This window comes from Bradyrhizobium sp. LMTR 3, from assembly GCF_001693485.1.
Taxonomy (GTDB): Bacteria; Pseudomonadota; Alphaproteobacteria; order Rhizobiales; family Xanthobacteraceae; genus Bradyrhizobium.
Map to the genome: position 1 here is coordinate 243,882 of NZ_MAXC01000051.1, position 26,131 is coordinate 270,012.

The 26,131-nt window shown below is 62.9% G+C and carries 24 protein-coding genes; 12 read left to right on the plus strand and 12 right to left on the minus strand.

The annotated features are described in order from the left end of the window. Positions 1 to 2: 2 nt before the first annotated feature. Positions 3 to 317 (minus strand): helix-turn-helix domain-containing protein, encoded by a 315-nt coding sequence (locus tag LMTR3_RS31470; RefSeq protein ID WP_065748838.1) that lies wholly within the window; start codon positions 315 to 317, stop codon positions 3 to 5. A 181-nt stretch (positions 318 to 498) separates the two neighbouring features. Between LMTR3_RS31470 and LMTR3_RS31475 the strand changes: the two genes are divergently transcribed. From LMTR3_RS31475 to LMTR3_RS31510, 8 genes are all read left to right on the plus strand, one after another. Next, a complete protein-coding gene (locus tag LMTR3_RS31475) occupies positions 499 to 1,245 on the plus strand; it encodes a polyamine aminopropyltransferase (protein WP_065748839.1) in 747 nt (248 codons plus the stop codon). A 255-nt stretch (positions 1,246 to 1,500) separates the two neighbouring features. After that, complete coding sequence (locus LMTR3_RS31480; protein WP_065748840.1) at positions 1,501 to 1,755, plus strand: hypothetical protein; 255 nt, start codon at positions 1,501 to 1,503, stop codon at positions 1,753 to 1,755. 356 nt (positions 1,756 to 2,111) lie between these two features. Further along, positions 2,112 to 3,050: an ABC transporter permease gene (locus tag LMTR3_RS31485; protein ID WP_065748841.1), complete on the plus strand. Its 939-nt coding sequence runs from the start codon at positions 2,112 to 2,114 to the stop codon at positions 3,048 to 3,050. After that, positions 3,047 to 3,934 carry an ABC transporter permease gene (locus LMTR3_RS31490; protein ID WP_065748842.1) on the plus strand — a complete coding sequence of 296 codons (888 nt, stop codon included), beginning with the start codon at positions 3,047 to 3,049 and terminating at the stop codon, positions 3,932 to 3,934. The genes LMTR3_RS31485 and LMTR3_RS31490 overlap by 4 nt, the downstream gene beginning before the upstream one ends. Then, positions 3,931 to 5,499 (plus strand): ABC transporter substrate-binding protein, encoded by a 1,569-nt coding sequence (locus LMTR3_RS31495; RefSeq protein ID WP_065748843.1) that lies wholly within the window; start codon positions 3,931 to 3,933, stop codon positions 5,497 to 5,499. The genes LMTR3_RS31490 and LMTR3_RS31495 overlap by 4 nt, the downstream gene beginning before the upstream one ends. 17 nt (positions 5,500 to 5,516) lie before the next feature. Further along, complete coding sequence (locus LMTR3_RS31500) at positions 5,517 to 7,088, plus strand: ABC transporter substrate-binding protein (RefSeq protein ID WP_065748844.1); 1,572 nt, start codon at positions 5,517 to 5,519, stop codon at positions 7,086 to 7,088. Further along, complete coding sequence (locus tag LMTR3_RS31505) at positions 7,088 to 8,068, plus strand: ABC transporter ATP-binding protein (RefSeq protein WP_176722035.1); 981 nt, start codon at positions 7,088 to 7,090, stop codon at positions 8,066 to 8,068. The genes LMTR3_RS31500 and LMTR3_RS31505 overlap by 1 nt, the downstream gene beginning before the upstream one ends. After that, on the plus strand, positions 8,065 to 9,144 hold the full coding sequence (locus tag LMTR3_RS31510; RefSeq protein WP_065748846.1) for an ABC transporter ATP-binding protein: 1,080 nt from the start codon (positions 8,065 to 8,067) through the stop codon (positions 9,142 to 9,144). The genes LMTR3_RS31505 and LMTR3_RS31510 overlap by 4 nt, the downstream gene beginning before the upstream one ends. Positions 9,145 to 9,231: 87 nt before the next feature. Here the strand turns inward: LMTR3_RS31510 and uxuA are convergent, their stop codons facing one another. From uxuA to LMTR3_RS31540, 6 genes are all read right to left on the minus strand, one after another. Then, positions 9,232 to 10,422 (minus strand): mannonate dehydratase, encoded by a 1,191-nt coding sequence (gene uxuA / locus LMTR3_RS31515; protein WP_065749000.1) that lies wholly within the window; start codon positions 10,420 to 10,422, stop codon positions 9,232 to 9,234. A 31-nt stretch (positions 10,423 to 10,453) separates the two neighbouring features. Next, positions 10,454 to 11,500, minus strand: a complete 1,047-nt coding sequence (locus LMTR3_RS31520; RefSeq protein ID WP_065748847.1) for an L-idonate 5-dehydrogenase — start codon at positions 11,498 to 11,500, stop codon at positions 10,454 to 10,456. Then, a complete protein-coding gene (locus LMTR3_RS31525) occupies positions 11,497 to 12,903 on the minus strand; it encodes a TRAP transporter large permease (protein WP_065748848.1) in 1,407 nt (468 codons plus the stop codon). The genes LMTR3_RS31520 and LMTR3_RS31525 overlap by 4 nt, the downstream gene beginning before the upstream one ends. Positions 12,904 to 12,907: 4 nt before the next feature. Beyond that, entirely contained in the window at positions 12,908 to 13,486 is a 579-nt protein-coding gene (locus LMTR3_RS31530) for a TRAP transporter small permease (protein WP_065748849.1), read from the minus strand. An 85-nt stretch (positions 13,487 to 13,571) separates the two neighbouring features. Then, on the minus strand, positions 13,572 to 14,549 hold the full coding sequence (locus tag LMTR3_RS31535) for a sialic acid TRAP transporter substrate-binding protein SiaP (RefSeq protein ID WP_065748850.1): 978 nt from the start codon (positions 14,547 to 14,549) through the stop codon (positions 13,572 to 13,574). An 81-nt stretch (positions 14,550 to 14,630) separates the two neighbouring features. Next, positions 14,631 to 15,368, minus strand: a complete 738-nt coding sequence (locus LMTR3_RS31540) for a FadR/GntR family transcriptional regulator (protein WP_065749001.1) — start codon at positions 15,366 to 15,368, stop codon at positions 14,631 to 14,633. Between the two features lie 120 nt (positions 15,369 to 15,488). Between LMTR3_RS31540 and LMTR3_RS31545 the strand changes: the two genes are divergently transcribed. Continuing rightward, positions 15,489 to 17,009 carry a mannitol dehydrogenase family protein gene (locus LMTR3_RS31545; protein WP_065748851.1) on the plus strand — a complete coding sequence of 507 codons (1,521 nt, stop codon included), beginning with the start codon at positions 15,489 to 15,491 and terminating at the stop codon, positions 17,007 to 17,009. A 278-nt stretch (positions 17,010 to 17,287) separates the two neighbouring features. Here LMTR3_RS31545 and LMTR3_RS31555 read toward each other — a convergent pair whose 3' ends face one another. Next, a complete protein-coding gene (locus tag LMTR3_RS31555; RefSeq protein ID WP_065749002.1) occupies positions 17,288 to 18,118 on the minus strand; it encodes a hormone-sensitive lipase in 831 nt (276 codons plus the stop codon). A 163-nt stretch (positions 18,119 to 18,281) separates the two neighbouring features. Between LMTR3_RS31555 and kynU the strand changes: the two genes are divergently transcribed. Together kynU and kynA are read left to right on the plus strand one after the other, a co-directional pair. Next, on the plus strand, positions 18,282 to 19,475 hold the full coding sequence (kynU, locus tag LMTR3_RS31560; protein ID WP_065748853.1) for a kynureninase: 1,194 nt from the start codon (positions 18,282 to 18,284) through the stop codon (positions 19,473 to 19,475). Then, entirely contained in the window at positions 19,472 to 20,311 is an 840-nt protein-coding gene (gene kynA / locus LMTR3_RS31565; protein ID WP_065748854.1) for a tryptophan 2,3-dioxygenase, read from the plus strand. Before kynU ends, kynA begins: the two co-directional genes overlap by 4 nt. A 97-nt stretch (positions 20,312 to 20,408) precedes the next feature. On the opposite strand, the gene LMTR3_RS31570 is transcribed toward kynA, so the two are convergent. From LMTR3_RS31570 to LMTR3_RS31585, 4 genes are all read right to left on the minus strand, one after another. Next, the gene (locus tag LMTR3_RS31570; RefSeq protein ID WP_065748855.1) at positions 20,409 to 20,867 is read right to left on the minus strand and encodes a RidA family protein; all 459 of its coding nucleotides are present in this window, start codon (positions 20,865 to 20,867) and stop codon (positions 20,409 to 20,411) included. Positions 20,868 to 20,892: 25 nt separating this feature from the next. Continuing rightward, complete coding sequence (locus LMTR3_RS31575) at positions 20,893 to 22,590, minus strand: benzoate-CoA ligase family protein (RefSeq protein ID WP_065748856.1); 1,698 nt, start codon at positions 22,588 to 22,590, stop codon at positions 20,893 to 20,895. Positions 22,591 to 22,773: 183 nt separating this feature from the next. Beyond that, positions 22,774 to 24,264 carry a flavin-containing monooxygenase gene (locus LMTR3_RS31580; protein WP_065748857.1) on the minus strand — a complete coding sequence of 497 codons (1,491 nt, stop codon included), beginning with the start codon at positions 24,262 to 24,264 and terminating at the stop codon, positions 22,774 to 22,776. 31 nt (positions 24,265 to 24,295) lie between these two features. Beyond that, complete coding sequence (locus tag LMTR3_RS31585) at positions 24,296 to 24,745, minus strand: cupin domain-containing protein (protein ID WP_057843280.1); 450 nt, start codon at positions 24,743 to 24,745, stop codon at positions 24,296 to 24,298. 327 nt (positions 24,746 to 25,072) lie between these two features. On the opposite strand from LMTR3_RS31585, the gene LMTR3_RS31590 reads away from it, so the two are divergent. Further along, entirely contained in the window at positions 25,073 to 26,092 is a 1,020-nt protein-coding gene (locus LMTR3_RS31590) for an AraC family transcriptional regulator (protein ID WP_065748858.1), read from the plus strand. Positions 26,093 to 26,131 lie beyond the last annotated feature (39 nt).

Sequence of the window (26,131 nt, forward strand, 5' to 3'; positions counted from 1 at the left end):
AGCTATCGAACCCGCTCCAGTACCTTCTTGGGTTGGCGCACGGTCTTGACCTTCATCTTCGGATTTGTGACATGTTCGCGAAGCCGTACGCCCCGCCCCCCGGTCGCGCTCGCGGCGCCCGGATTGATCAACTCGATCCCGGCGCTCTCAAGCGCGGAAACCAGTTTCATGAGGGAATCGACATTGGCGCGGATGACGCCATCGCTGGCTTCCATGCGTTGGATGGTCGGCACGGAAAGATCCGCGAGATCGGCCATCTGCCGCTGATCTATGTTCAGGAGTGCGCGCGCGGCCCTGAGTTGATTGGCGGTAATCATGGGACGGGTTCTCCGATTCCGGATGAATACGGATATACCGTCTAAATTACGGGCTCAAGCATCAATTCAGAGGTGCAGTACATCACACGCGCCAGTGACATCCGCCCTGAGCGATTGGCATCAGGCATGCTGCATGATAAGCGATGGCTCATACATCCTATTTGATGCATGGTGATGTCAGGTGCGGTTGCTGGGGCGTTATCGGGGCAGGAACGGCGCGATCGAGATCGTCGAATGCACCGCGGATGGAACACTGATCTATTTCGAGGAAGGCATCAGGCAAAGTCAGGCCACGCCCGACGGCGAGAGTGTCTTCAGCTATGTCAGGCTCATGGACGAGCTCTTGCATCGCGCGACAAACATCCTCGTCCTGGGATGCGGCGGCGGGAATCTCGCGACCAGACTGGCGCGTCTCGGAAAAGAGCTGACGATCGTCGACAACAATCCGATCAGCTTCGTGATCGCCCAGCAGTATTTTGGGCTGCCGGACGGATTGCCGCTGATCGCGTCCGATTTCCGGAAATTCATTCTCGACGACGATCTGCTTTACGACGGGATCGCCATCGATGTCGGGGGTCCGGATTTTCGCTTTGACGATGAATTCGACGTCGAGACCTGCGATGCCATCCGCGCGCGGTTGGCGCCCGGCGGCCGCATCGTGATGAACGTGTTGGTCGCGAACGATATCGACCCGGTACCCGACCGCATCGCCGCGCGGCTTGCCGGCGACCGGCTGGCAGCGTGGCTCATCGATGAACAGGGCGTCCAGGATCGAAATGCGATCATCGCATGCGTGCCGGAAAAGCGATTGAACGCGCATCCGGCGCTTGCCGAGGCGATGCAAAACAGCCTCGAGCGGTGGTCGATCCGGCGAGGCAGATTGCGCGCTCGCGACCTCGGCGCGATTTATTCCGCCGCTGACAGGTAGCCCGCCGCGGCAAATCGTTGCGGGCCGTCGGGGCCGGCCGTGGGATAGGAATTCACCGGCACTCGGCGCAAGCGCCGTCGCCACCTCGATCCTTCCGGTAGCTTTTGAATTGGTGCACAGCTACAGGATGCATGACCAGCATCTCGAATAGCGCGTTAGATTAAATCGACTTCGCGGGCTGGCAAGCCGCTGGCCGACGTCCGCGCCTAAGAGTATAAGCTAGCCCCACAAGCCGGAACGACGGGGAGTGCCAAGATGAGCAATTACCGCGTCTCCTTCTACAAGGACCTGTTGAATTCCGACGGTCACAGCTTCAAGTGCCTCCAGCGCTGGGTCGACGTACAGTCCGACGATCCGTCTCAGGCGAAGGTGCTTGCGGGGCGGCTGGTCGACAACGACCGCCTGAACGCCGATTGCATCGAGGTGATGCACCTGATGGATGTCCCTCACGAGTTCGAACGTTCATCGGCCCGTGCGTCCAGCAAGCACGCCGGAAACGTCGCGCCGTAAATCACGGGGTGAATCGAATCCTTGCGCGCGTAACTGCCGGTTCATTCACAACCGTACGCATTCACTGATTTCGCTCATCGTCGAGATGAGCGTGATGCCCAACACGGCCGTTGTTAGCGAAAATCCCGTGACACGGATTTATCGCATCGCAAGAAGTCGTTGCAGTTCGAAGCGCAAAAGGACGCAGCCCGAAACGAATTGTCAGATTGGGCGTGACGCCGCGTCGGACGCATGCCACTATTCCCCGATAATCAAATGCCGCGCACGTCGGACGAAGTGCGGCTGCCAAGGGAGAGACAACAGCGTCGGCGTGGGCGCGTGAGTTCCTTTTGGCCCAACCCGTCCGTTGGCGTCGCATGGGACAACAGATCGTCCATCGTCTGCTGATTTCGTTTCCCGCTCTGCTCGGGGTTCTCTTCCTCTGCTTTTGCCTGTTGCAGGTCGTGCCGGCCGATCCCGCGATGATCATTGCCGGGCCCGATGCCAAGGCTGAGACCATCGCCGCGATCCGTCAGGAACTCGGTCTCGACAGATCGATCCCCGTTCAATTCTTCGAATACATCCTGCGCGTACTGCGCGGCGATCTCGGTCGCTCCATCATTTCCAACCGAATGGTGAGCGAAGAACTGGCGATGACGATCGGGCCGACGATCGAGCTGATGCTCGGTGCGATGCTGATCGCAGTGCCGGCCGGGCTCGCGCTCGGGACGCTGGCGGCAGTCCATCGCGGCCGCCTCACCGATCGCATCATCATGGCCTGCTCGGTCGCCGGCGTGTCGATGCCGGTGTTCTTCATCGGCCTGATCCTGATCCAGTTCGTTGGATTCAAATGGGCGCTGTTGCCCTTCACCGGTCGCACCGGTCCGGTATGGGACGGCGGATTGCCGAGCCTGATCCTCCCCGCACTGACGCTCGGCGCGGTGCTGATCGGCCCAATCGCGCGGCTGACGCGCACCGCCGTGCTCGAAGTGCTCGGCGCCGATTTCGTCCGCACGGCGCGCGCCAAGGGATTGCGTGAGCGGGTGGTGATCATTCATCACGCGCTGCGCAACGCCATGATTCCCGTCGTCACCCTGATCGGGCTGCAGGCGGCGTTCCTGCTCGGCGGCGCCGTGGTCACGGAAACCATGTTCTCATGGCCCGGCGTCGGCCGGCTTGCCGTCGGCGCCATCGTCTCCAGCGATTTTCCGACCGCGCAGGGCGCGATCATGATCCTCGCCGTCGCCTTCCTGACCATCAACCTCTTGGTCGATGTGCTCTACGTCTATCTCGATCCCAGGGTGCAGCGCAGATGAGCGTCGAGGTCCTCGAACAAGGCTTTGTCCAGGAGCGCGGAACCGGCGTATTCGCCCGCGCCGGAGTGTTGCGCCGGCTGGCGCGCGACCGGGTCGCTGCACTCGCCGGGCTGGCGCTCACGGCAATCGTGCTGGCGGCGCTGTTTGCGCCCTGGATCGCGCCCTACGATCCCTACTTCACCGACCTCACCAAGGTGATGCTGCCTCCCGACGCCGCGCACTGGTTCGGCACCGACAATACCGGGCGCGACATTTTCAGCCGAGTCCTTTACGGCACGCGCAACACGCTGATGCTCGGGCTGGTTGGCGTGATCGTCGGCGGCTTCATCGGCGGTGTTCTCGGTATCCTCGCCGCCTATTACCGGCGGCTGGACGGCTGGATCATGCGGCTGGTCGACGTGATGCTCGCCTTCCCTGCGATCCTGATCGGCCTTGCGGTGGCCGCGATCTTCGGCGCCGGGCTGACCGCCGTGGTGATCGCGCTCGTGGTTGCCACGGTGCCCGATGTCGCCCGCGTTGCACGCGGCGCGGCGATCGGCGTGATGGGCCAGGAATTCATGGAGGCCGGCCGCGCCGTCGGCGTCTCCGACGGTGAATTGATCTGGCGCTATCTGACGCTGAATTGCATATCAACGATCTTCGTGTTCCTGACGCTGCGCTTCGGCCAGATCATCCTGATCGGCGCCGCGCTCGGCTTCCTCGGCATGGGCGCGCAGCCGCCGACCGCCGAGCTCGGCATGATGGCAGCGCAGGGCCGCGACTTCCTGTTCATGGCGCCGCATATCGCGACGATCCCGAGCTGTGCCATCTTCGTGATCGTGCTGGCCGCCAACCTTCTGGGCGACGCATTCCGCGACGTCCTCGATCCGAGGCTGCAGACATGATCAGGTTCGCACTGGGAATGTCCTTGGCACTGTGCGTCACGGGCCCGGCGGCGGCCCAGACTCTCCAGCTCATGAAGGGGATCGACGCGCCGCACTACGATGCGCAGCGCACCACCTGGGGGCCGACGTCCGATATCGTCAACATGTTCCAGGACACGCTGGTCGCGCTCGACTGGGACGGCCGCACGCCCATTCCCTATCTCGCCAAATCCTGGACGATCAGCGAGGACGGCAGAACCTATACATTCAAGCTGCGCGACGACGTGACGTTCTGCAGCGGCAAGAAATTCACCGCCGACGACGTCGTCTTCAGCTTCAAGCGGCTCAAGGATCCCGCGATCAAGGCGCCCTATGCCTGGCGCGCCGGCAACATCAAGGAGTTGCGTGCGCCAGATCCTTACACGGTCGAATACGAGCTCGAGGAGCCCTACTCCGAACTGCTGCTGCAGCTCACCATGTTCACCAACGTCATCCACAACAAGGAGAGCGTGGAGGCGCTGGGCAAGGATTACGGCATCAAGGGCGCCGACGGCACCGGTCCCTGGTGTTTCGAGAGCTGGCAGCCGCGCACCGAGATCGTGCTCAAGCGCCACGACGCCTACCGATGGGGCCCATCGATGTACAAGAACAAGGGGCCCGTGAAGTTCGAGAAGCTTAGCGTCAAGATCATGCCCGAGGAATCCAGCCGCGTGGCGGCGATGATGGCCGGGCAGTTCGACATGACCCATCAGTTCCCGGCGCAGTTTATCGTTCAGGCCAAGGCGGCACCGATGCTGACCGTCACCGAGGCCAAGCCGAACTTCCAGTTGCTCTATTTCGGCTTCAAGACGACGCGGCCGATGGTTGCGGATCGGCGGGTGCGCGAGGCGATGAGCATCGCCATCAACCGCGGCGAGATCGCCAAAGGCGTCCTGCTCGGTAACGCCGAGCCGGCCTTCACCATCGTCGATTCCGACGCGCTCGATCACGACCCCGACACCAAAGGCGTCGTGAAGGAGGATATCGAGCGTGCAAAAGCCCTGCTCGATGAAGCTGGCTGGAAGATGGGCAGCGACGGCGTTCGCGAGAAGGACGGCATCAAGCTGCAGCCCAAGGTCTACTACACCCAAGCCGGCAACACGCCGCGGGTGGCCGAGGCGATCCAGGGCTATCTGCGCCGCATCGGCGTGCAGTGGCAACTTCAGCCTTGGGACTCCACGATCGCCTCCGCCAAGATGGCCGAGCAGGACTACGAAATCTGGTCGGTGACGGTGCCTTATCTGTCGGCCGGCGACCTCATGAACATCTACTTCGATTCCAGGAACATTCCGACGCCCAACCGGATGAACTGGAAGGACGCCGAAACCGATGAGTGGCTGAAGCAGGGCCGCTCGGCGCTGACGGAAGCCGATCGCGCCAAATACTACGCGAAGGTCCAGCAGAAGGTGATGCGAGAACACCTCTGGATGCCCGTACTCAACATCAACATGAACCAGGTGGCCAGCAAGAAGATATCAGATGCCAGGCCGCACATGATCTACCAGAACACTTTCTACAAGGGCTTGGACGTGTCGCGCCAGAAATAACGAGGGAGAGAAATACGATGCGCAGCATTTTGACGGGAGTTGCGGCGCTGCTGGGAGTGGCCGCAATGTCTTCAGCGGCCGAGGCGCAGACCTTGAGGGTGATGAAGTCGCTGGACGCGCCGCATTACGACGGCCAGCGCACCACCTGGTCGCCGACGTCTGACATCGTCAACATGTTCCAGGATACACTGGTGGCGCTCGACTGGGACGGCAAGACGGCGATCCCCTACCTCGCGAAATCGTGGACGATCAGCGAGGACGGCAAGACCTACGTCTTCAAGCTGCGCGACGACGTGACGTTCTGCAGCGGCAAGAAGTTCACCGCCGCCGATGTCGTCTACAGCTTCAAGCGGCTGAAGGATCCGGAAACCAAAGCGCCCTACGCTTGGCGCGCCGGCGACATCAAGGAAGTGCGCGCGCCCGATCCCTATACTGTCGAATATGAGCTCAACGAGCCCTACTCCGAGCTGTTGCTACAGCTCACCATGTACACCAATGCAATCCACAATCAGGAGAGCGTGGAGACGCTCGGCAAGGACTACGGCATCAAGGGAATCGACGGCACCGGTCCCTGGTGCTTCGAGAGCTGGCAGCCGCGCACCGAAATCGTACTGAAGCGCCACGACGCCTACAAATGGGGCCCGTCGATGTACCAGAACAAGGGCCCGGTCAAATTTGAAAAACTCAGCATCAAGATCGTGCCGGAGGACGCCAGCCGGGTCGCCGCCATCATGGGTGGTCAGTTCGACCTCTCCCACCAGGTTCCGCTGCAATTCATCGAGCAGGTCAAGGCCGCACCCAACCTGACCGTTCAGGAAGCCAAGCCCAACTTCCAGCTCATGTATTACGGCTACAAGATCACGCGCCCGATGGTTTCGGACAAACGCGTGCGCGAGGCGATGAATATCGCCATCAACCGCGCCGACATAGTCAAGGGTGTCATGCTGGGCAACGCCGAGCCGGCGTTTACCTTCGTCGACCCCAAGGCGCTGGACTTCGCCGACAAGACCAAGAGCATCATCAAGGAAGATGTGGAGCGGGCAAAGAAGCTCTTGGACGAGGCCGGCTGGAAGGTTGGCGCCGACGGCATCCGCGAGAAGGACGGCATGAAGCTCGCGCCGCGGGTGCTGTTCACACAGGTCACCTATTTCCCGCGTGTCTCCGAAGCTATTCAAGGCTACATGCGCAAGATCGGCGTCGATTGGAAGATCGTGGGCTTCGACTCCACGATCGCCCCTGCCGAGATGGGCAAGCAGGACTACGAGCTGTGGACCGTCACCGTGCCCTATTTGTCGGCGGGTGAGCTGATGAACATCTATTTCAACTCGAAGAACATCCCGACGCCTAATCGCATGAACTGGAAGGACGCCGAGACCGACGAGTGGCTGCGCGCCGGCCGCGCCGCGTTGACCGATACCGAGCGTGCGCTCAACTACGCCCGTGTGCAGGAGAAGGTGATGGGCGAGCATCTGTGGATGCCGGTGATGAACGTTGCGATGTACACCACCAGCTCGAAGAAGATGAAGGGCGTCAGGCCGCACATGCTCTACCAGAACACCTTCTATAAGGGACTGGATTATTCCTTCTGATGGACACGCTCCTCGAGGTTCGCGGGTTGAAGACCCATTTTGCGACGGACCGCGGGCTGTTCCGCGCCGTCGACGGCATCAGCTTCAGCGTTCCGCGCGGACGCACCATCGGCCTCGTCGGCGAGTCCGGCTGCGGCAAGAGCGTGACCTCGCTTTCGGTGATGGGCCTGGTGCCGAGCCCGCCGGGCACGGTCGAGGCCGAGGCGGTGCTGTTCGGCAATCGCGACGTGCTGAAGCTCACGGCCGACGAGCGGCGCAGGCTGCGCGGCGGCAAGATGTCGATGATCTTTCAGGAGCCGATGACCTCGCTCAATCCGGTCCACACCGTGGGTCAGCAGATCGTCGAGGCGATCCTCGCCCACACCGCGATGTCGCCCCGCGCAGCGCGGGCGCGTGCCATCGAGATGCTCGAGCTGGTACGGATTCCGTCAGCGGCGCAACGCATCGACGACTTCCCGCACAACATGTCGGGCGGCATGCGGCAGCGCGTCATGATCGCCATGGCGCTAAGTTGCGAGCCAGCGCTATTGATCGCCGACGAGCCGACCACGGCGCTCGACGTCACCATCCAGGCGCAAATTCTTGACCTGTTGAGCGACCTGCAGCGGCGGCTCGGCATGGCGATCCTGATCATCACCCACGATCTCGGCGTCATCGCCGAGGTCGCCGATCAGGTGTTGGTGATGTATGCGGGGCGAATCGTCGAGAGCGCCGATGTGAACGATCTGTTCGCCGACCCGCAGCATCCTTACACCATCGGCCTGCTCGGTTCGATTCCGCGCATCGATATCGACCGCAAGCGGCTCGCCACCATCGAGGGCACGGTGCCCAGCCCCAACAACCAGCCAGCGGGCTGCCGCTTTGCGCCGCGCTGTCCGTTTGCGGACCAGCGCTGCCGGCTTGATCCGCCACCGCTGCGCGACATCGCGCCCGGTCACAAGGTCGCGTGCTGGAAAGCCCCGGTCGAGGTGACAGCATGAGCGACGCCCCCGTTTTGCAGGTCGACGGCCTGGTCAAGCATTTCGCGGTCACCCGCGGGCTGATCCGCCGCAAGACCATTGGGCTCGTGCGCGCCGTCGAAGATGTCAGCTTCGAGATCGCCCGCGGCGAGACGCTCGCGCTGGTCGGCGAATCCGGCTGCGGCAAGTCGACCACCGGACGGCTGGTCCTGCGTTTGATGGACCCGACCTCCGGCTCTGTACGCTTCAAGGGCAAGGAAATCGCCGATCTCGACAAGAATGCGCTGCGCCGGATGCGCCGGCATATGCAGATCATCTTCCAGGACCCCTACGCCTCGCTCAATCCGCGCATGATGGTCGGCGAAATCCTGGCCGAGCCGCTGCGCGTTCACGAAATCGGCGACGACGCATCGCGCGAGGCGCGCGGCCGTGAGCTCCTGGACATCGTCGGCCTGCTGCCCGAACATGCCAGGCGGTATCCGCACCAGTTCTCGGGCGGGCAACGCCAGCGCATCGGCATCGCCCGCGCACTCGCCGCCAATCCCGATTTGATCGTCTGCGACGAGCCGGTATCGGCGCTGGACGTCTCGATCCAGGCGCAGATCGTCAACCTCCTGCAGAATCTGCAGCAGCGTTTTGGCCTCTCCTATCTGTTCATCGCCCATGATCTTGCCGTGGTGAAGCACATCAGCGACCGCGTCGCCGTGATGTATTTGGGCAAGCTGGTCGAGATATCAGACAAGAAGTCGCTCTACGACCGGCCGTTGCACCCGTATACCCAGGCGCTGCTCGCAGCGATTCCAAAGCCTGATCCTGCGCTCCGCACCAAGCGCGTGATGCTGCAGGGCGACGTGCCGAGCCCGTTCAAGCCGCCGACCGGCTGCCGCTTCCACACCCGCTGCCCGCATGCGCAGGCGCGCTGTTCGGCCGAGGAGCCGGAGCTACGCGAGGCGGCCCCCGGCCATCGCGTGGCCTGTCATTTTTTTGAGACGCTGCCCGCCCCCACCATCCTCGCGCGCGCGGGTCTTGCGAACGGCAAATTCGCCGCGCGGTTGGCGGCTTTCGAGGCGGCGAAGGCGGCACGGACATCGGCCTGAGCCAGAGCGGCGTAAGGGCCCAGACACAAAATTGCGAAAACAACCCCATGCAAAGTAGAATGGGGCTCTCTCGCGGCACTTCCTGTCCTAGCCGGCGTGTTCAATGGCGCGGATAGCACCGCGCAATTCGGCCAGGCCGCGCAGGCGGCCGATCGCGGTGTAACCGGGATTGGTGCGCTTGGTTGCGGCGAGATCGTCGAGCATGCGGTGGCCGTGATCGGGCCGGAACACGATCTGATTTTCCGGCGAGCGCGCTCGGTTCTCCGCCAGCAAGGCCTTCAACACCGCGATCATATCGACGTCGCCATCGAGATGATCGGATTCGAAGAACGACAGGCCGTCGGCTTCCCGCTTGGTCGCCCGCAGATGGGCAAAGCCGATCCGCGGGGCGAAGCGCTTGGCCATCGCTGGCAGATCGTTCTCCGCACGCACGCCGAGCGAGCCGGTGCAAAAGCAGATGCCGTTGGCTTTTGATGGCACCGCGTCGAACAGCGCCTGATAATCCTCCGCCGATGAGGCGATGCGCGGTAGCCCAAACAGCGGGCGCGGCGGATCGTCCGGGTGCAGCGTCAGCGTTACGCCAAGCTGCTCCGCCACCGGCGCGGCGCGCGCGAGAAATTCGCTCAAGTGCTGACGCAGCACCTTGGAATCAATGCCACGATAATGCTGCAGGCGGTCGCGGAACTGCGGAATGGTCAGGGGATCGGTGGTGGATCCCGGCAGCGCGCTGGCAATGTTGGTGATGAGCACGTCGATATCGGCCTGCGTCATCGCGTCATAGACCTGCCTGGCGCGACGCTGCGCGGCCTCTGAATATTCGGCCGGCGCTTCGGGGCGCTCGAGGATGTGCAAGTCGAACGCCGCGAACCGGTCCTGGTCGAAGCGCATCGCCTTGGCGCCGTTCGGCAGTTCCCACTCGAGATCGGTGCGGCACCAGTCGACCACCGGCATGAAATTGTAGCAGATAATCTTGATGCCGGACGCGGCGACCGCCTCCATGCTCGCGATCCACGCCTCGATCGAGCGCGTCGCCCTGCCCCCTAACCGCTTCACGTCATCAGGAATCGGGATCGATTCCACCACCGACCAGGCGAGCTGTGAGCGGCCCGGTTGCGAGTTCTCGATCAGGTTCTTCCGCTCCTCGACGGCCGAGCGCGTCCAGGCCTCGCCGATCGGCACTTGGTGCAGCGCCGTCACCACGTCGGTCGCGCCGGCCTGACGGATATCGTCGAGCGATACGGGATCGTTAGGTCCGTACCACCGCCATCCCTGCAGCATCATGCGGAAGCTCCTGAAACGAGAACGGCGATCAAGCGGTCAGCACGACCTTGACGCTTTGCGAACGATCGAGCGCCAGCCGCACCGCATCAGGCGCTAACGCGAGCGGGCGTTGCGCCGTCACCAGCGAAAGCACGTCCACGCTGCCGTCGGCGATCAGTTCGACCGCCGTGAAGAATTCCGTCCCGAAGCGGAACGAGCCGCGAAGGTCGATCTCCTTGGCCATCACCGCATTCGCCGGCACCGGAATCTGTCCGCCCGGCAGGTTGCCGACCTGAACCACGACACCGCCGCGCCTGACCGCACCGATCGCGCTGGCCAAGCCCGCCGCGGTGCCCGAGACTTCGAACGCCACGTCGAACGGCTGCGCTGCAGCCTGCGCCTTCAGCGCCTCTTCGCCGCCGGAGATGTCAACGACATGGTTGGCGCCAAGCCTCGTGGCGAACGCCAACGGCGCCGCCGCGATGTCGACGACGGTCGTCTCAGCGATCCCGGCGCGCTGCGCCGCCAGCATGGTCAGGAGACCGATCGGGCCGGCGCCGAACAGCACGGCGCGCTTGCCGGTCACGTCCCCGGCGCGGGCGACCGCGTGCAGGCAGACTGCGAGCGGTTCGGCGAGCGCCGCCGCCTGATAGGTCACGTGGTCCGGAATCTTCACGCACTGCGCCGGGATGGCGTCGAAGTAAGACGCAAAGCCGCCCTGCATATGCGGGGTCTTCGAGGCCGATCCCATGAAGAAGATGTTTTCGCAGAGATTGGGCCGGCCTTCGCGGCACGGCTTGCAATGGCCGCACCAGCGCGACGGGTTGACGGCAACGCGATCGCCGACTTTTACGCCCGGCGCGGAACCTGCGATCTCGACCACCTCACCCGCAATCTCGTGGCCGAGCACCAGCGGCGAGGTCACGACAAAGTCGCCGGTGCGGGCATGGCGGTAATAATGCATGTCCGACCCGCAAATGCCGCCGGCGCCAAAACGAATGCGCACCATGCCCGAGCCGAGCGGATCGAGCGGCCGCTCCACCATGCGCAGATCTTCCGGGCCGAACAGCGTTGCGGCCAAAGCCATCGATGTCATTTTGAGAGTCCCATGTATTTAGGCAGCCAGAGCGTCAGTTCCGGGATGTAGGTGATGGCGACGAGCGCCAACAGGAGCGGCACGAGCCACGGCAGGATCGCCATGGTGGTGCGCTCGACGGACAATTTCGCCACGCGGGCCAGCACGAATAGCACCATGCCGAGCGGCGGGTGCAACAGACCGATCATCAGGTTCAGCGTCATGATCAGTCCGAAATGAATGGGGTCGATGCCGAGCTTGAGCACGATCGGCAAAAGGATCGGCACCAGGATGGTGATGGCGGCGATGGTGTCGATGAAGCAGCCGACGAACAGGATCAGGATGTTCGCCAGCAGCAGGAACACCCACTTGTTCTGGGTTATGCCGAGCATCGCATCCGTCAGCGTCTGCGCCGCCTGCGACACCGTGAGCAGCCAGGCAAAGATCGAGGCCGCGGTCACGATGAACAGCACGGATGCCGTGGTCTCGATGGTGTCGAACGTCGCCTTGGCAACGGTCTGCAGCGTCATCGAGCGATAGCGCACCAGTCCCAGGAACAACGACCAGATCACCGCGGCGACCGCGGCTTCGGTCGGCGTAAACCAGCCGAGCGTCATGCCGCCGATCAGGATCACAGGAGCCATCAGCGCCATCACGGCGGAGAAATCGAAGTACCAGTCGAGCGCCAGCAGCGCCACCAGACCGATTCCCACCGCCATGTTCACCGAGAGCCCGGCGACGACCAGCAGCCAAACGACGAACGGAAATGCGAGCACGATCAGGATTTCGATCGCGGCCGAGCCGAGTTGCTGCCAGGAGAACGGCGTATCGCTGCCCCAGCCGTTCTTGTGCGCGAAATAGGCCACGGTCGCCATCATGGCCAACGTCATGAACACGCCTGGAATCACACCGCCCAGAAACAGCGCGCCGATCGAGACGTTCGCCATCATGCCGTAGATCACGAACGGCAGTGACGGCGGGATGATCGGGCCGAGCGTGGCGGACGCCGCGGTGACGCCTACCGCGAACTCGGTCGAGTAGCCGTGATCCTTCATTGCCTTGATCTCGATGGTGCCGAGCCCTGCGGCATCCGCAATCGCGGTGCCGGACATACCGGAAAAGATCACGGAGCCAACGATATTGACATGGCCGAGGCCGCCGCGCATCCAGCCCACCAGCGCGACCGCGAACTTGTAGATGCGCCCCGTGACGCCCGCGATATTCATGAGATTGCCGGCCAGGATGAAGAAGGGCACGGCGAGCAGCGGAAAGCTCTCGACACCGGCAATCATGCGCTGCGCCAGCGTGACATCCGGCGTGATGCCGGTGACGAGAATGTAGACCAGCGACGACACCGCCATCGAAAGCGCGACCGGCAGGCCGACCAGCATCAGCAGCAGAAATCCCCCAAGCAGCAGCAGCATGGCGTCAGCCTTCCGTTCCGTCGAATGCGCCGGGTCGCTCCAGGATGGAGTAACCGCGCCGCCAGTTCTCGACCGCGATCTGGATCGAGCGCGCGAACATCAGCACGAAGCCGAGCAGCACGGCGTAATATACAAATCCCTTTTGAAACTTGATCGTGGTCATCCGTTCGTCACCGATGATCTGGATGAACTGCCAGACCAACTTGATCGCATAGCCGAAGAACGCGATCCGGATCAGGTCGATGACCGTCGAGAGCGCGCGCGCCGGCAGATGCGGCAGATAGCGGAACAGCAGATCGACCTGGATGTGCCGCGACAGCCGCACACACATCGCCGAGCCGATAAAGACCACGCCGATCAGGCAATAGGTCGCGATCTCCTCGGTCCAGGCGTAACTGTCGTTGAGCACGTAGCGGGTGAAGAATTGCAGAAACACGGACAGCGCCATGATCCAGAAGATCGCGAGCGCCAGCCAGTCCTCGGCGGCGTATTGTCCGAGATCGGCGCCCTTCGGGACCTCATCCTCGAAGGTATGGGCGATCTCGTCCGCCGTGATCTGCTTGTGCACTTCAACCGTCGACATGCGCCCTCCCCGAGCTGGCGTATTCGAGGCTTCCGCCGTGCCTACCGCCAAAAATCGGGGCAAGCACGGACGAAGGCCTGGCCGTTTACTTCACCGCCTGGATGCGATCCCAGTCGGACTTGCGGTAGTCGAACGTCTCGAACTTCGTGGTCTTGATCACGGTGTCGCGGAACTCGTCCTTGTTGACCTCGGTGACCGTCAGCCCCTTCTGCTTGAAGAAGTCGACCAGCTTGGCCTCGTTGGCCTTGATCTCGGCCGTAGCCTTTGCCGCCGCTTCCTGGGCGACGTCGGTGAAGACCTTGCGGTCTTCTTCCGAGAGCTTCTTCCAGAGCGCGCCGGCGACGACGGTGTTGAGGTGATCGACGATGTGACCGGTCAGCACGATGTGCTTCTGCACCTCGTAGAACTTCTTGGCCTCGATTGTGGTGAGCGGATTTTCCTGGGCTTCCACGGTGCCGTTCTGCAGCGCGAGATAGACTTCGGCAAAGGCGATCGGCGCGGTGTTGGCGCCGCAGGCGCGCGGCATCGCGAGATAGGCCGGCACGTCAGGCACGCGCATCTTGAGGCCCTTCATGTCGGCGCAGGCCTTGATCGGCTTGTTCGAAGAGGTGTGACGCACGCCGTAATAGGTCACCGCCACGATGTGATGGCCGCTCTTGTCCTCGTAGCCCTTGGCAAGCTCCTTGAAGACGTCGCTCTTGGTGTAGGCCAGGAGATGATCGGCATCACGGAAGGTGTAGGGATAGTAGGTCACGCCGATCGGCGGAAAGCTCTTGGCCGCGAAGCTCGAGCCGGAAATGATGATGTCGACGGAGCCGAGTGAAAGCCCCTGGTTGATGTCGGTTTCCTTGCCGAGCTGCGAAGCCGGATAGACGTCGATCTGGTAGCGTCCGTTGGTCCGCTTGTTGATCTCGCCCGCGGCCCATACGGAAGCGGTGTGGAACGGCTCCGACGTTTCGTAAACGTGGGCCCATTTCAGCTTGGTCTGTGCCAGGCCCGAGGTGGTCGCGGCCAGCAGCGCCGCTGCAGACGCCGCGAATGCAATCGTCAATTTTTTCAGCACGTGAATTTCCTCCGTCGTTACAATTTGCTTTTGTTACCCAACCGGCCCGGCATTTCGCCGAACCGTTCGAATTCTCGTCGTTCAGCCGCTGCTTGCGCGGATGCGCGAGGCGGACGAAGCTTCCGCTCCGAAATTTTGCGCAAAGCGGGCTTGCGAACGCGCCAGGTGCTCGCGCATCGTCACACGGGCGGCGTCCGGATCGTGCGCGGCGATGGCATCGCGGATCGCGCGGTGCTCGGCCAGCGCGGCATTCCAGGATTCCGGATTTTCGAAATAGTGCGCGAGCTTGGCGAAGTAGGGATTGAGCCGCTGGTCGAACAGCTCACCGACCACGCGGACCAGCACGGCGTTGTCGAGGCATCCGGCCACCGCGATGTGAAACGCGCGGTCATGGATCATCGAGGCTTCGCCGGGATGCTGCACGGTGGCCATCGCCTCCAGCGAAGCGTCGATGCGCGCGATATCTTCGGCTGTCGCCACCCGCGCCGCCTGTTCGGCGATGGCGCCTTCGAGGAATTCGCGCGCGCGCAGCAGTTCGAACGGGCCTTCGATCTCGGCCGCCAATGGCAAAGGCGGTGCGAGCGCGGCCGGCTCACTGACATAAATCCCGGAACCAACGCGAATCCGAACCCGGCCCTCGACTTCCAGAGCAATCAGGGCTTCGCGCACCGTCGGCCGCGACACTTTCAACTGTTCGGCAAGATCGCGTTCGGTCGGAAGCCGGCTGCCCACGCGGTATTCGCCGCTGTCGATCAAGGCGCGAAGCTGATCGGCAACCTGGCGATAAAGGCGTCGCGCTTCCACGGCTTCGAGCGGCACGCTCGGCTCTCCCTGACGATCCTCAAGCGAATCGATTTTTCTTGCTTTGATCGGACCAAGGCCAATAAATCGGCACATTGGCCTTACCAATTGACCAAAGATTGATAGATCGAGCCTTCCATGTCAAGCGACACGGCGAAAATCCCGCCTTCCGGCCCGAAAGACGGCACTTTCCGCCTTTCGAATGCCAACCTTCCTCGGCTTCCCGGCCACATCCGGCAACCGGCATATGACCGCTCGCTCATCTCGCCCGGCATCGTTCATCTCGGAATTGGCGCGTTCCACCGGGCGCATCAGGCGGTGGTGATCGACGACCTCCTGGCAGGCGGCGCGATGGATTGGGGAATCATCGGGGCCAGCTTGCGCAGCCCTTCGACACGCGATGCCCTCGCCCCGCAGGATGGTCTTTACACGCTGGCCGTTCGCTCCGGCGCGGGCACCGATCACCGCATCATCGGCTCGGTTCTCGCGATCGACGTCGCCACCGAGAAATCCGGCCAGTTGATCGCGCGCCTGGCCAACCCGGCCACGCGTATCGTCTCGCTGACGATCACCGAGAAGGGCTATTGCCATACGCCGCAGACCGGCGATCTGGACGAGCGTCATCCCGACATCGTTCATGACCTGCAGAATCCGGGCACGCCGCGTTCGGCCATCGGATACCTGGTGGCGGCACTCGCGCGCAGGCGGATCGCAAGCGCGGCCCCCTTCACCGTTCTCTCCTGCGACAATCTCTCCGGCAACGGCCAAACCGTCGGGCGCATCGTGACGCAGTTCGCCGCCTTGCGATCGCGCAATCTCGCCAAATGGATTGACGCCGAGGTGGCCTTCCCTTCGACCATGGTGGACCGGATCGTGCCGGAGACCACGGACCTCGACCGGGCGGAGATTTCTTCAGCGCTCGGCATGATCGACGCATGGCCCATTATCACAGAACCGTTCACGCAATGGATCGTCGAAGACCGCTTTCCGGCCGGACGGCCGGACTTTGCGGCCGCGGGCGTGCAACTGGTTTCGGATGTAACGCCGTTCGAACATATGAAGCTGCGGCTGCTCAACGCCAGCCACTCGGCGCTCGCCTATCTCGGATATCTCGCAGGCTTTGAGACCATCGCCGCAACCATGACCGACCATCGCTTTGTGGCGTTTGCCCGACAGGTGATGCAGGACGCCGCACAGACGCTGGCGATGCCTGCGGGCACTGACCTGGTAGCCTATAGCGCGTCGCTGCTGCAGCGCTTCTCCAATCCGGCCCTGCACCACCGCACCTGGCAGATTGCGATGGACGGATCGCAGAAACTGCCGCAACGGCTGCTCGCGACCATGCAGGACCGGCTGCGGCTGGGGCTGCCGATCGATACCCACGCGCTCGCGGTGGCCGGCTGGATGCGTTACGTCACCGGGACCGACGAGCGAGGCCGCGCCATCGACGTGCGCGATCCCCTTGCGCGAGAGTTGTCTGATATCGCCGAGCGTGCCGGTCCGGCCGCAGAGCGGCTTGCTCCCGCGCTGCTGGCGGTCAGCTCCATCTTCGGCGCGCTCGGTAACGATCCTCGCATGCGCAGCGCCGTCATCGAGGCGCTCGCAAAACTCTACGCACTGGGCGCGCGTCAGGCGGTACAGACATTTCAAGCAGCATGATTGCTTGGTGAGAACCATCGGCTAAGGCATGATGATTTTTGGTTAGATCGATTTGGCCGGAGACGGCGCCGTTTCACCTCTCCCGCTTGCGGGGGAGGTCGGCGCCGGGTGGGGGCTCTCTCCACTCGGGCAGTTCGCCTGCGGAGACACCCCCACCCCAACCCTCCCCCGCAAGCGGGAGAGGGAGCGCACCTTCTTCGTGGCCACAATCAAACCTAATTTCATCAAGCTCTAGAAGGCCACACCGCGACCGCCGTTCATTTCACAAATTCAGCAGGCTACGGCGACAACAAGGTCCTGGTGAGTTGGTGACAGGGATCGGCGAATCCGTCGATGACGTCGAAATGATGCCGGCCGGGTTCTTCGATCACGCAGGTTTTCGCACCGAGCCCGGTCCAGATGTTGGCGAGGAGCGCGTTCTGGCGGACGAATTCCGGGCGCTCGGCGCTGCCTACCCAGCATGTTACGCGCGCATTCGGCATCGGCTCCAGCAATGCGGGGCTTTCCACGAGCGCCTCGGCCTCGTCGATCCGAAGGTCCGTGTTCATGGCGGCCTTCATCAGCGGACGAAGGTCATGAACGCCGGAAATGGAGACGGTGTGGCTGATGCGCGCCCGGACATCGTCCGGAAGCGGCGACGTCGCCGAGATCATGCGTGTCACCAGATGTCCGCCGGCGGAATGGCCGGTCAGGAAAAGCGGGCCTTCGACCATCGCGGCGGCGCGCGCGATGGCTGAGGCAATTTCGCGCGTGATCTCGGAGATGCGCACAGTCGGGCACAGCGTGTAGGAGGGCATTGCTACCGCATAGCCGCTTTCAACCGATCCGCGCGCCAGATGCGACCAAAAGCTCTTGTCGAGCGCCTTCCAGAATCCGCCATGGACGAAGACGACCAGGCCCTTTGGCCGACCTTCCGGCCCAAAGAGATCGAAGCGGTTTCGTGGGCGCTCGCCATAGCCGACGTCGAGCGTCGCACGGCCGCTGCCTTGAAGTGCGTCGCGATAGGCCTGCGCGGGCTGCACCCACGCCGCCGGCCAGCGTTCCCCGCCCGGAATGTTAGGAGCATTCGCATAGGCGTCGTTCCAGTCGGAAATCTGATGAAAAATCACGCGGTTCGGCTTCCATTCGATCTTGTGGGCCGGGCCAATATCCGATCGATGCCGGCAGGCAACCACTCTATACCGGGAAGCGCACCTTCCGCCCATAAATTTCAAGCTTGAAATAATCGATATCAGCGCGAATAATTCCAGGGGGCGCGGACCAGGCAATGACATGACCGATTTCACGCGAACAAGATCCCTGTTCGCCGTCCCGGATGGCGTGATCTATCTGGACGGCAATTCGCTCGGTCCCCTGCCCGTTGCGGCCCTCGATCGCGTCGGCCGCATGATGTCGGAGGAATGGGGCAAGCACCTTATCAAAGGCTGGAACGTCGCCGGGTGGATGACGCAGCCCCGGCGTGTCGGTGACCGCATCGGCCGATTGATCGGCGCCGCCGACGGGACGGTTGTGGTGGGCGATACGCTGTCCATCAAGGTCTACCAGGCGCTGGCATCGGCCCTCGAGCTCAATCCGTCGCGGCGCGTGATCTTGTCGGATAGCGGCAACTTTCCTTCCGATCTCTACATCGCCAGCGGTCTGCTTGAATCGCTCGACCGTGGCTACGAGTTGAAAGTCGTGGCCCCCGAAGACGTCGAAGCCGCCATCGACGAGACGGTCGCGGTCCTGATGCTGACCGAGGTCGACTACCGCACCGGCCGGCTGCACGACATGAGCGCGCTGACGCGCAGGGCGCATGCCGCCGGCGCCTTGACGGTCTGGGATCTCGCGCATTCCGCGGGTGCGATTCCGGTCGACTTGGAAGGAGCCGAAGCCGATTTCGCCGTCGGTTGCACCTACAAATATCTCAATGCCGGTCCTGGCGCGCCGGCCTTCATCTATGTTGCGCCGAAGCACGCCGATACGGCGCGGCCGGCGCTTTCCGGTTGGATGGGTCATCATGCGCCCTTTGCCTTTGACCTCGACTATCGGGCCGGGCCGGGCATTGAGCGAATGCGAGTGGGTACGCCTCCGATCATCGCGATGGCCGCGCTCGACGCCGCCCTCGACGTCTGGGCCGGCGTCAGCATGACCGACGTGCGTCATGCATCGATCGAGCTTGGCGACCTGTTCATTCGCGAAGTCGAAGGACGTTGTCCCGAACTGACACTGGCTTCGCCGCGGGAGGCAAAGCGGCGCGGCAGCCAGGTTTCGTTTCGTCACCCGGATGGTTACGCGATCATGCAGGCGCTGATCGCGCGCGACGTGATAGGCGACTTCCGCGCGCCTGACATGATGCGCTTCGGCTTTACGCCGCTCTACATCGGAGAAGCCGAGGTTCGCGCGGCAGTGGACGTCATCGCCGACGTCTTGACCAATCGCCGCTGGGATACCGCGGATTACCGGAAAAAGGCGCTCGTAACATGACTGGCAAGCCCGACGACTCCTCGCGTGAGGCAGCCCAGATGTCGTTCGACGGGCGCATGTCCTACAGCGATTATCTGCATCTGGAACGCGTTCTGGACGCGCAAGAGCCGCTCTCGGACGCGCATGACGAACTGCTGTTCATCATCCAGCACCAGACTTCCGAACTCTGGATGAAGCTGGCCATCCACGAAATCCGTTCCGCCATCAAGGCGATCCGCCAAGACCAGTTGCATCCTGCCTTCAAGATGCTGTCGCGCGTCGCCCGGATCTTCGAGCAGCTCAATACCGCCTGGGACGTGTTGCGGACGATGACACCCAGCGAATACTCCGAGTTTCGCGATCAGCTCGGGCAATCCTCCGGTTTCCAATCGTACCAGTACCGCGCGATCGAGTTTCTCGCCGGCAATCGAAATTTGGCGCTGCTTGGCCCGCATGCCCACCGCGCCGACATCACGGCAAAGCTCGAGGAAATTCTCGCTGAGCCGGGCCTCTATGACGAGGCGCTGCGGCTGCTGGCGCGCAATGGTTTCGACATCGGCGAAGACGCACGCCGAACCGACTGGCGCGTCAAGCGCACGCCAAACGACGAGGTTCTGGAGGCCTGGAAGACCGTCTATGCGTCGCCGGCGAAACACTGGATGCTCTACGAGCTTGCGGAGAAGCTGGTCGATTTCGAAGACTATTTTCGCCGCTGGCGCTTCAACCACGTCACGACGGTCGAACGCATCATCGGCCTGAAGCGCGGAACCGGCGGCACGTCGGGCGTCTCCTACTTGCGCAAGATGCTCGAGGTCGAACTGTTTCCGGAACTCTGGAGGCTGAGAACAGAGCTTTAGAGGTGGTCCGGAAAAGCGGATACCGGTTTTCCCTCGCAACAAACGCAAACGCGTTTGCGCGGAGATCATGCTCAAATCAAAGAGTTACGACACCCATTCAGCGCGGCACCACCGCCGTCGCCTCGATCTCGACGCGGGCTTCCTTCTCGACCAGGCGTACCACCTGCACCAGCGCCATCGCCGGATAATGCGCGCCGAAAATCTCGCGGTAGACGCGGCCGAGCTCTTTCAGGCTCGCGAGATATTCCTCGATGTCGACGACATACCAGGTCAGGCGCACCAGATGCTCAGGTCTGGCGCCGCCCTCGGCTAGAATCTCGGCGATGTTGGATAGCGTCTGACGCACCTGCGCGACGAAATCGGGCTCCAGGCGGCCCTGCGAATCCCAACCGATCACGCCACCGGTCACGACGAGCCGGCCATCGGCCGCCATGCCGTTCGCGTATCCTTTCGGCATCGGCCAGCCGCTCGGCTGCAGCACTTGCGGGCCCGGCGGTGAGGTGTCGGTCTTGGGATGAGGCACCACGCTCAGTGTGGGGCCTTTGGGGGCGGTCACCGGCTTTTCTCCATAAGGTTAGAAACTATTCCGCGGCAACGCTTGGCGACGCCGGGCCGGCCGCAGCCATCTGCCGGAGCGTAAAGCGCCTCAGCTTGCCGGTCTCGGTCTTCGGCAGTTGCGCGACATATTCGATCGCGCGCGGATATTTATAGGGCGCAATCGTCTGCTTGACGTGATCCTGCAACGCCTGCGTCAGCGCAGCGTCGGCAGCAGCGCCGCCTGCCAGAACCACGTAAGCCTTGACGATCATCCCCCGCGCCTCGTCAGGCGCGCCGACCACGCCGCATTCGGCGACGGCAGGATGCGACAGCAGCGCCGCTTCGACCTCGGGCCCTGCAATATTGTAGCCGGAGGAAACGATCATGTCGTCCGAGCGGGCGACAAAGGACAGTCGGCCATTCGCGTCGCGGACAAAGGTATCGCCCGTCAGATTCCAGCCGTCGCGCACATAGTTCGACTGCCTCGCGTCGTCGAGATAGCGGCAGCCGGTCGGCCCGCGCACCGCAAGCTTGCCGATGGTACCGGGCGGCAATTCGTTCATGTCGTCGTCGACAATTTTTGCCTCGTAGCCCGTCACGGGATGTCCTGTCGTGCCCGGGACCGCATCGCCGACGCGGTTGGTAATGAAAATGTGCAGCAATTCCGTCGAGCCGATGCCGTCAAGGATGGTCTTGCCGGTCTTGCGGGTCCAGCTTTCGAACACCGGCGCCGGCAATGTCTCGCCGGCGGAAACCGCCAGCCGCAGCGACGACAGGTCGGCGCCATTATCCATCGCCGCCATCATCGCGCGATACGCGGTCGGCGAGGTGAAGCAGATTGTCGCCTTGTAGGTCTCGATGATTTTGACCATCTCGGGCGGCGACGCATTTTCCAATAGCGTCGCCGTTGCGCCGAAGCGCAGGGGGAAGATTGCCAGCCCTCCGAGCCCGAAGGTAAAGGCCAGCGGCGGCGAGCCGACAAAAACGTCGTCCTCGGTAACGTTGAGCACTTCCCTGGCATAGCCGTCCGCAATGATCATGAGGTCGCGATGGAAATGCATCGTCGCCTTCGGCTCGCCCGTCGTGCCCGAGGTAAATCCCAGCAGCGCGACGTCGTCGCGCCCCGTCTTCACCGCGTCGAACCGGACCGGCTTGTTCAGCGCCACCCTGTCGAGCTCGGCATCATGGTTGGACGTGCCGTCAAAATTCACCACCTGCTTCAGGAAGCGGCTGGTCTTCGCGCACGCGACCAGTTCGTCGGCGATGCGGCTGTCGGTCAGCGCCAGCGCAATCTCCGCCTTGTCGACGATCTTGCTCAACTCGCCGGCGCGCAGCATCGGCATGGTATTGACGACGACGGCGCCTGCTTTTGTGGCCGCGAGCCACGCCGCGACCAACGCCGGATTGTTGCCGGAGCGGATCAGGACCCGGTTACCGGGCTTGACGCCGTAATTCTCCACCAGCGCATGCGCGAGGCGGTTGGACCAGTCAGCCAGTTCCTTGTAGGTGCGCTGGCGGCCGTTGCCGATCAGTGCGATCCGATCGCCCCAGCCTTCTTCGACGATCCGATCGGTCAGTTCGACTGCGGCGTTGAGATATTCGGGATACTGAAATTCCGGCCGATCGAGCAGCAGATCCGGCCACTGCTCTGATGGCGGCAGATTTCGCCGCGTAAAATCGTCGACGTGCCCCGACGGGCCGAGAGACCGGCCAAGGGTCCGGCTGGGAGTGCTACCTGACATTTTCAATCTCCCCTCGCTTCCATCCATGAAAGGCTCGAGATCAATATCGAGGACGCCCGGCAACGCCGTCCCACAAATCATTTTAGGCTTAAAACAATTTTTCGCAAGGGTGGAATCAAGGGTGGAATCGCGTATTCCCACCTTCGGAGATTAACGGCCGCGCCCCGGCCGGGAACTCGCCCCTCAGGCGGCCCGGTAGTCCGGCGCCGCGGCGAGGAAGCGGCCGTAGGCGGCGGCATCGGGCGGGGTGAATTTCTCCACCAGCGGATTGCGGCGCCGTCCGGATACGCCGATGTCGGCGAGCAATTCGTCAAAATGCTTGAAGTGATAGGGCGCGACGCACAGCCCGCCATAAACGCCGGCGGCCGGCCGCTCGACGCGCTTGAAATGCAGCATCATCTCGATGTTGTCGCGCATTTCCTTGGGCGTCGGCTGACGGACGAGCTGGCCATCGGCATAGCGCACCAGCCAGTTCGCGGCGAGGTCTGCGCATAGCACCGTGCAGAAGCTGGAGTTGAAACCGACGAATCCCATTTCGGGCAAGTCCGGGTTGGCAATCAGCCGATAGAGCCGATACTGCCCGTCGGGATCGACCAGTCTGTCTCGGTAAGCCTGCGGCAGGAACGGCACACCCAGTTTGTAGCCGATCGCGAGCACGGCCACGTCGGCCTGGACGCGCTGCCCGCCGGTCATCACGATCGTATTGCCATCATAGCGCTCGAAACTGCCTCTGATGGCCTTAATGCGCTTGTCCGCGACCATCGGAAAGAATCCGGGCGTTGCGATCGGCACCGAGCAGTTGACGCCGTCTTCAATCCTTTCCTTCGGCACCATGTCGCATTTGCCGAGCTTGAGTTGAATTTTCAGAAGGCTCTCCAGCCCGCGCCAGTTGGCCCAGATGAGCGGCTCTGCCACCATATGCGCGAACCGCGACATTGCGCCGATGCCCCAGCTCCGGAACATCTCCTCCTGCGCGCGGATGTAGAGAATGCGTTTGAAATTGACCAGGCCGCCGATGAAATAGGGAATCCGCCACACCGGCTCGCGGTACACCAGCGTCACTTCGGCCGCCCCGGAATTGACCGCGTTGACGGCGATATCGGTCGCCGACTTCGAGCCGCCGAGCACGACGATCCTGCGGCCTCTGGCAATCGCCGGATCGTTGTATTGCGAGGAGTGCAGGATACGCCCACCCTGCGCCTTGAAGGCGTCTTCGCCCGGCAGGCTGAGCGTCTGCGGCTCATTGAACTGCCCGGTGCAGACCGCGACGAAGTCGAAGTCTTCGGGAGTGGTGCGGCCGTCCGGCCCACACAGATCGAGCCGCCAGCCCGGCGCAGAGTCGGGCCGACGATCCATTTGCACCACGGTCGTGTTGAAGCGGACAGCACCGAGGAGATCGTTGTCCTTTGCGTATTCGGTCAGGTAGGCATGGACCTGCGGACCTTTCGGCCATTCCGGATAGGAATCCGGCATCGCCTTGTCGGTGTAGCGGTACAAATCCTTCGGGCTCTGCGTTTGCACCTCGGGATAGGACCGCGCCGGTTCCCAGACGCCGCCAAGATCGCCGCTGCGCTCAATGAGCGTGATCTGATGACCGCGCGCGGCGAAGGCTTTTGCGGCCGCAAGTCCGGATATGCCGGCGCCAATGACGCAGACTTTCTTTCGGCTGACCATGACGATCTCCAGCAAGGATGAGTTCAGGGAGCTATTCGTTGGCCTCGGGCGGCAAAAAGTTCACTTCATGCTGCGCCGAGATCCGGACCACCTCTTCGGGGTCGGTCAGATTGTGAAGCTGGTTGAACAGCGCTTCGAGCTTCTGCATCGGCGACACCCAGAACAGCGCGCGGGCCGGCTTGTCTGATTTGTTGAAGTAGCCATGCGGGATGCCGCGTGGCATCCGAACCAGGTCGCCGGCCTTGGCCTGCACCCAGACGCCGTCGAGCTTGAGATCGAGAACGCCCTCCTGCACCAGGATGAACTCATCCTGTGTGGGATGAACGTGCACCGGCACGAATTGCCCGGGCTCGCTGTTGGTCTCGAAGGCGAAGGTTGAATCGGTCACGGCCTTGGGGAAGTAGACCTGACCGAGAATATTCCAGGTCTTGCCGCCGTAGCCGGTGCCGTTGGCGGTGATGCCTTTTTCGAGTGCTGCCATATCGCCCTCCTCTCGCAGTTGATGTGGTTTTCAACGTCTGAAAATAGTTCGCGCAGGCTGGATCGAGCCGAAGCGGCCGTCTAGCCGGAAAACGAATCCGGCCCGCATCGCGCGAGATCTACGCTTTGCTGCGACGCGATACGGTCGGCTTTCACACCGTGATCCCTCCCCCGTCATTCCGGGGGCGCGTAGCGCGAACCCGGAATGACGGAGAGAGCATGACCGCCGCGGTTGCCCGCGGATCAGGCACCACGGTCAACGAAATCGCCTTTCCAAGCACGGCACCCGCAGATATTATAGGCTTCAAATAATGCGGAGGGCCGGGCCGTGGAGACGGGCGCCAGCATTGTCAGGCATGACCCAACCGTCCGGCTGGCGGCATTCAACCGCGTTTCGACCGACGGCGTCGATGCTGCCGCCGACGCGGTCGGGCGGATATTCTGCCCGCATCGACTGACGCCCGAGCAAACGACATCATCTGAATTCTTTGCGTTGCACAACAGCGCCGTCTTTGGCGGCTTATCCGTCAACTACGTCGCCTATGGCGGATCGGTGTCGATCGACCCCGGTTGCCTCGAGCGCTTTTTTCTGTTGCAAATCCCCGTGCACGGTTCAGCGCGGATCCAAACCGCCTCGCGCGACATCGCAACCGCGCCCGGCGCCAGCGCCTCGCTGTTGTCGCCGACGATCCCGACGCGAATGACTTGGCAGAGCAATTGCGCCCAGATCATTCTGCTGGTCGACCGCCGTCTGATAGAGCAACGGGCCGCGGCGCTAGCGGGGCGGCCGGCGGGCGCGATCGAGTTCGAGCCTGCGGTCGATCTCCGCTCAGCAGCCGGCCGGGCGCTTCAGTCGCAGATTTTGGAGTTCGTCGATCTTGCCGAATGCCTCGGACCGCGAAGGCCGCTTTCGCCGGTGGCCGCAGCCAATATACGCGAGACGTTGTTGGGTGCTTTGCTCCACGGCCAGCATCACAGCGCCAGCGATGCCATCGAGCGATTTGGTGGCCGGGCCGAAACGCTGCCGCAATCGTTGCGACGGGCGCGCGAGTTCTTATATGCGCACGCGGACGAGCCACTCGATCTGGCGCAGCTTGCTGCAGCCGCAGGCACGGGCATCCGCGCGCTACAGCTCGGCTTCCAGCGGCATTTCGGAATGTCGATTTCCGAGATGCTGCGCGACATCCGCCTCGCACACCTCAACGTCAGACTGGCCGTCGCCTCACCTAACGACAGCATCACCGATATCGCATTCGAGCTCGGCTTTACACACCTCAGCCGGATGGCAAGCGCCTATCGCGCCAAGTTCGGCGAACCGCCATCGGCGACCCTGCGCGGGATGAACTAGCGCCCGGCGACCCGTGCACGATTATTATGCCTCGTAGTC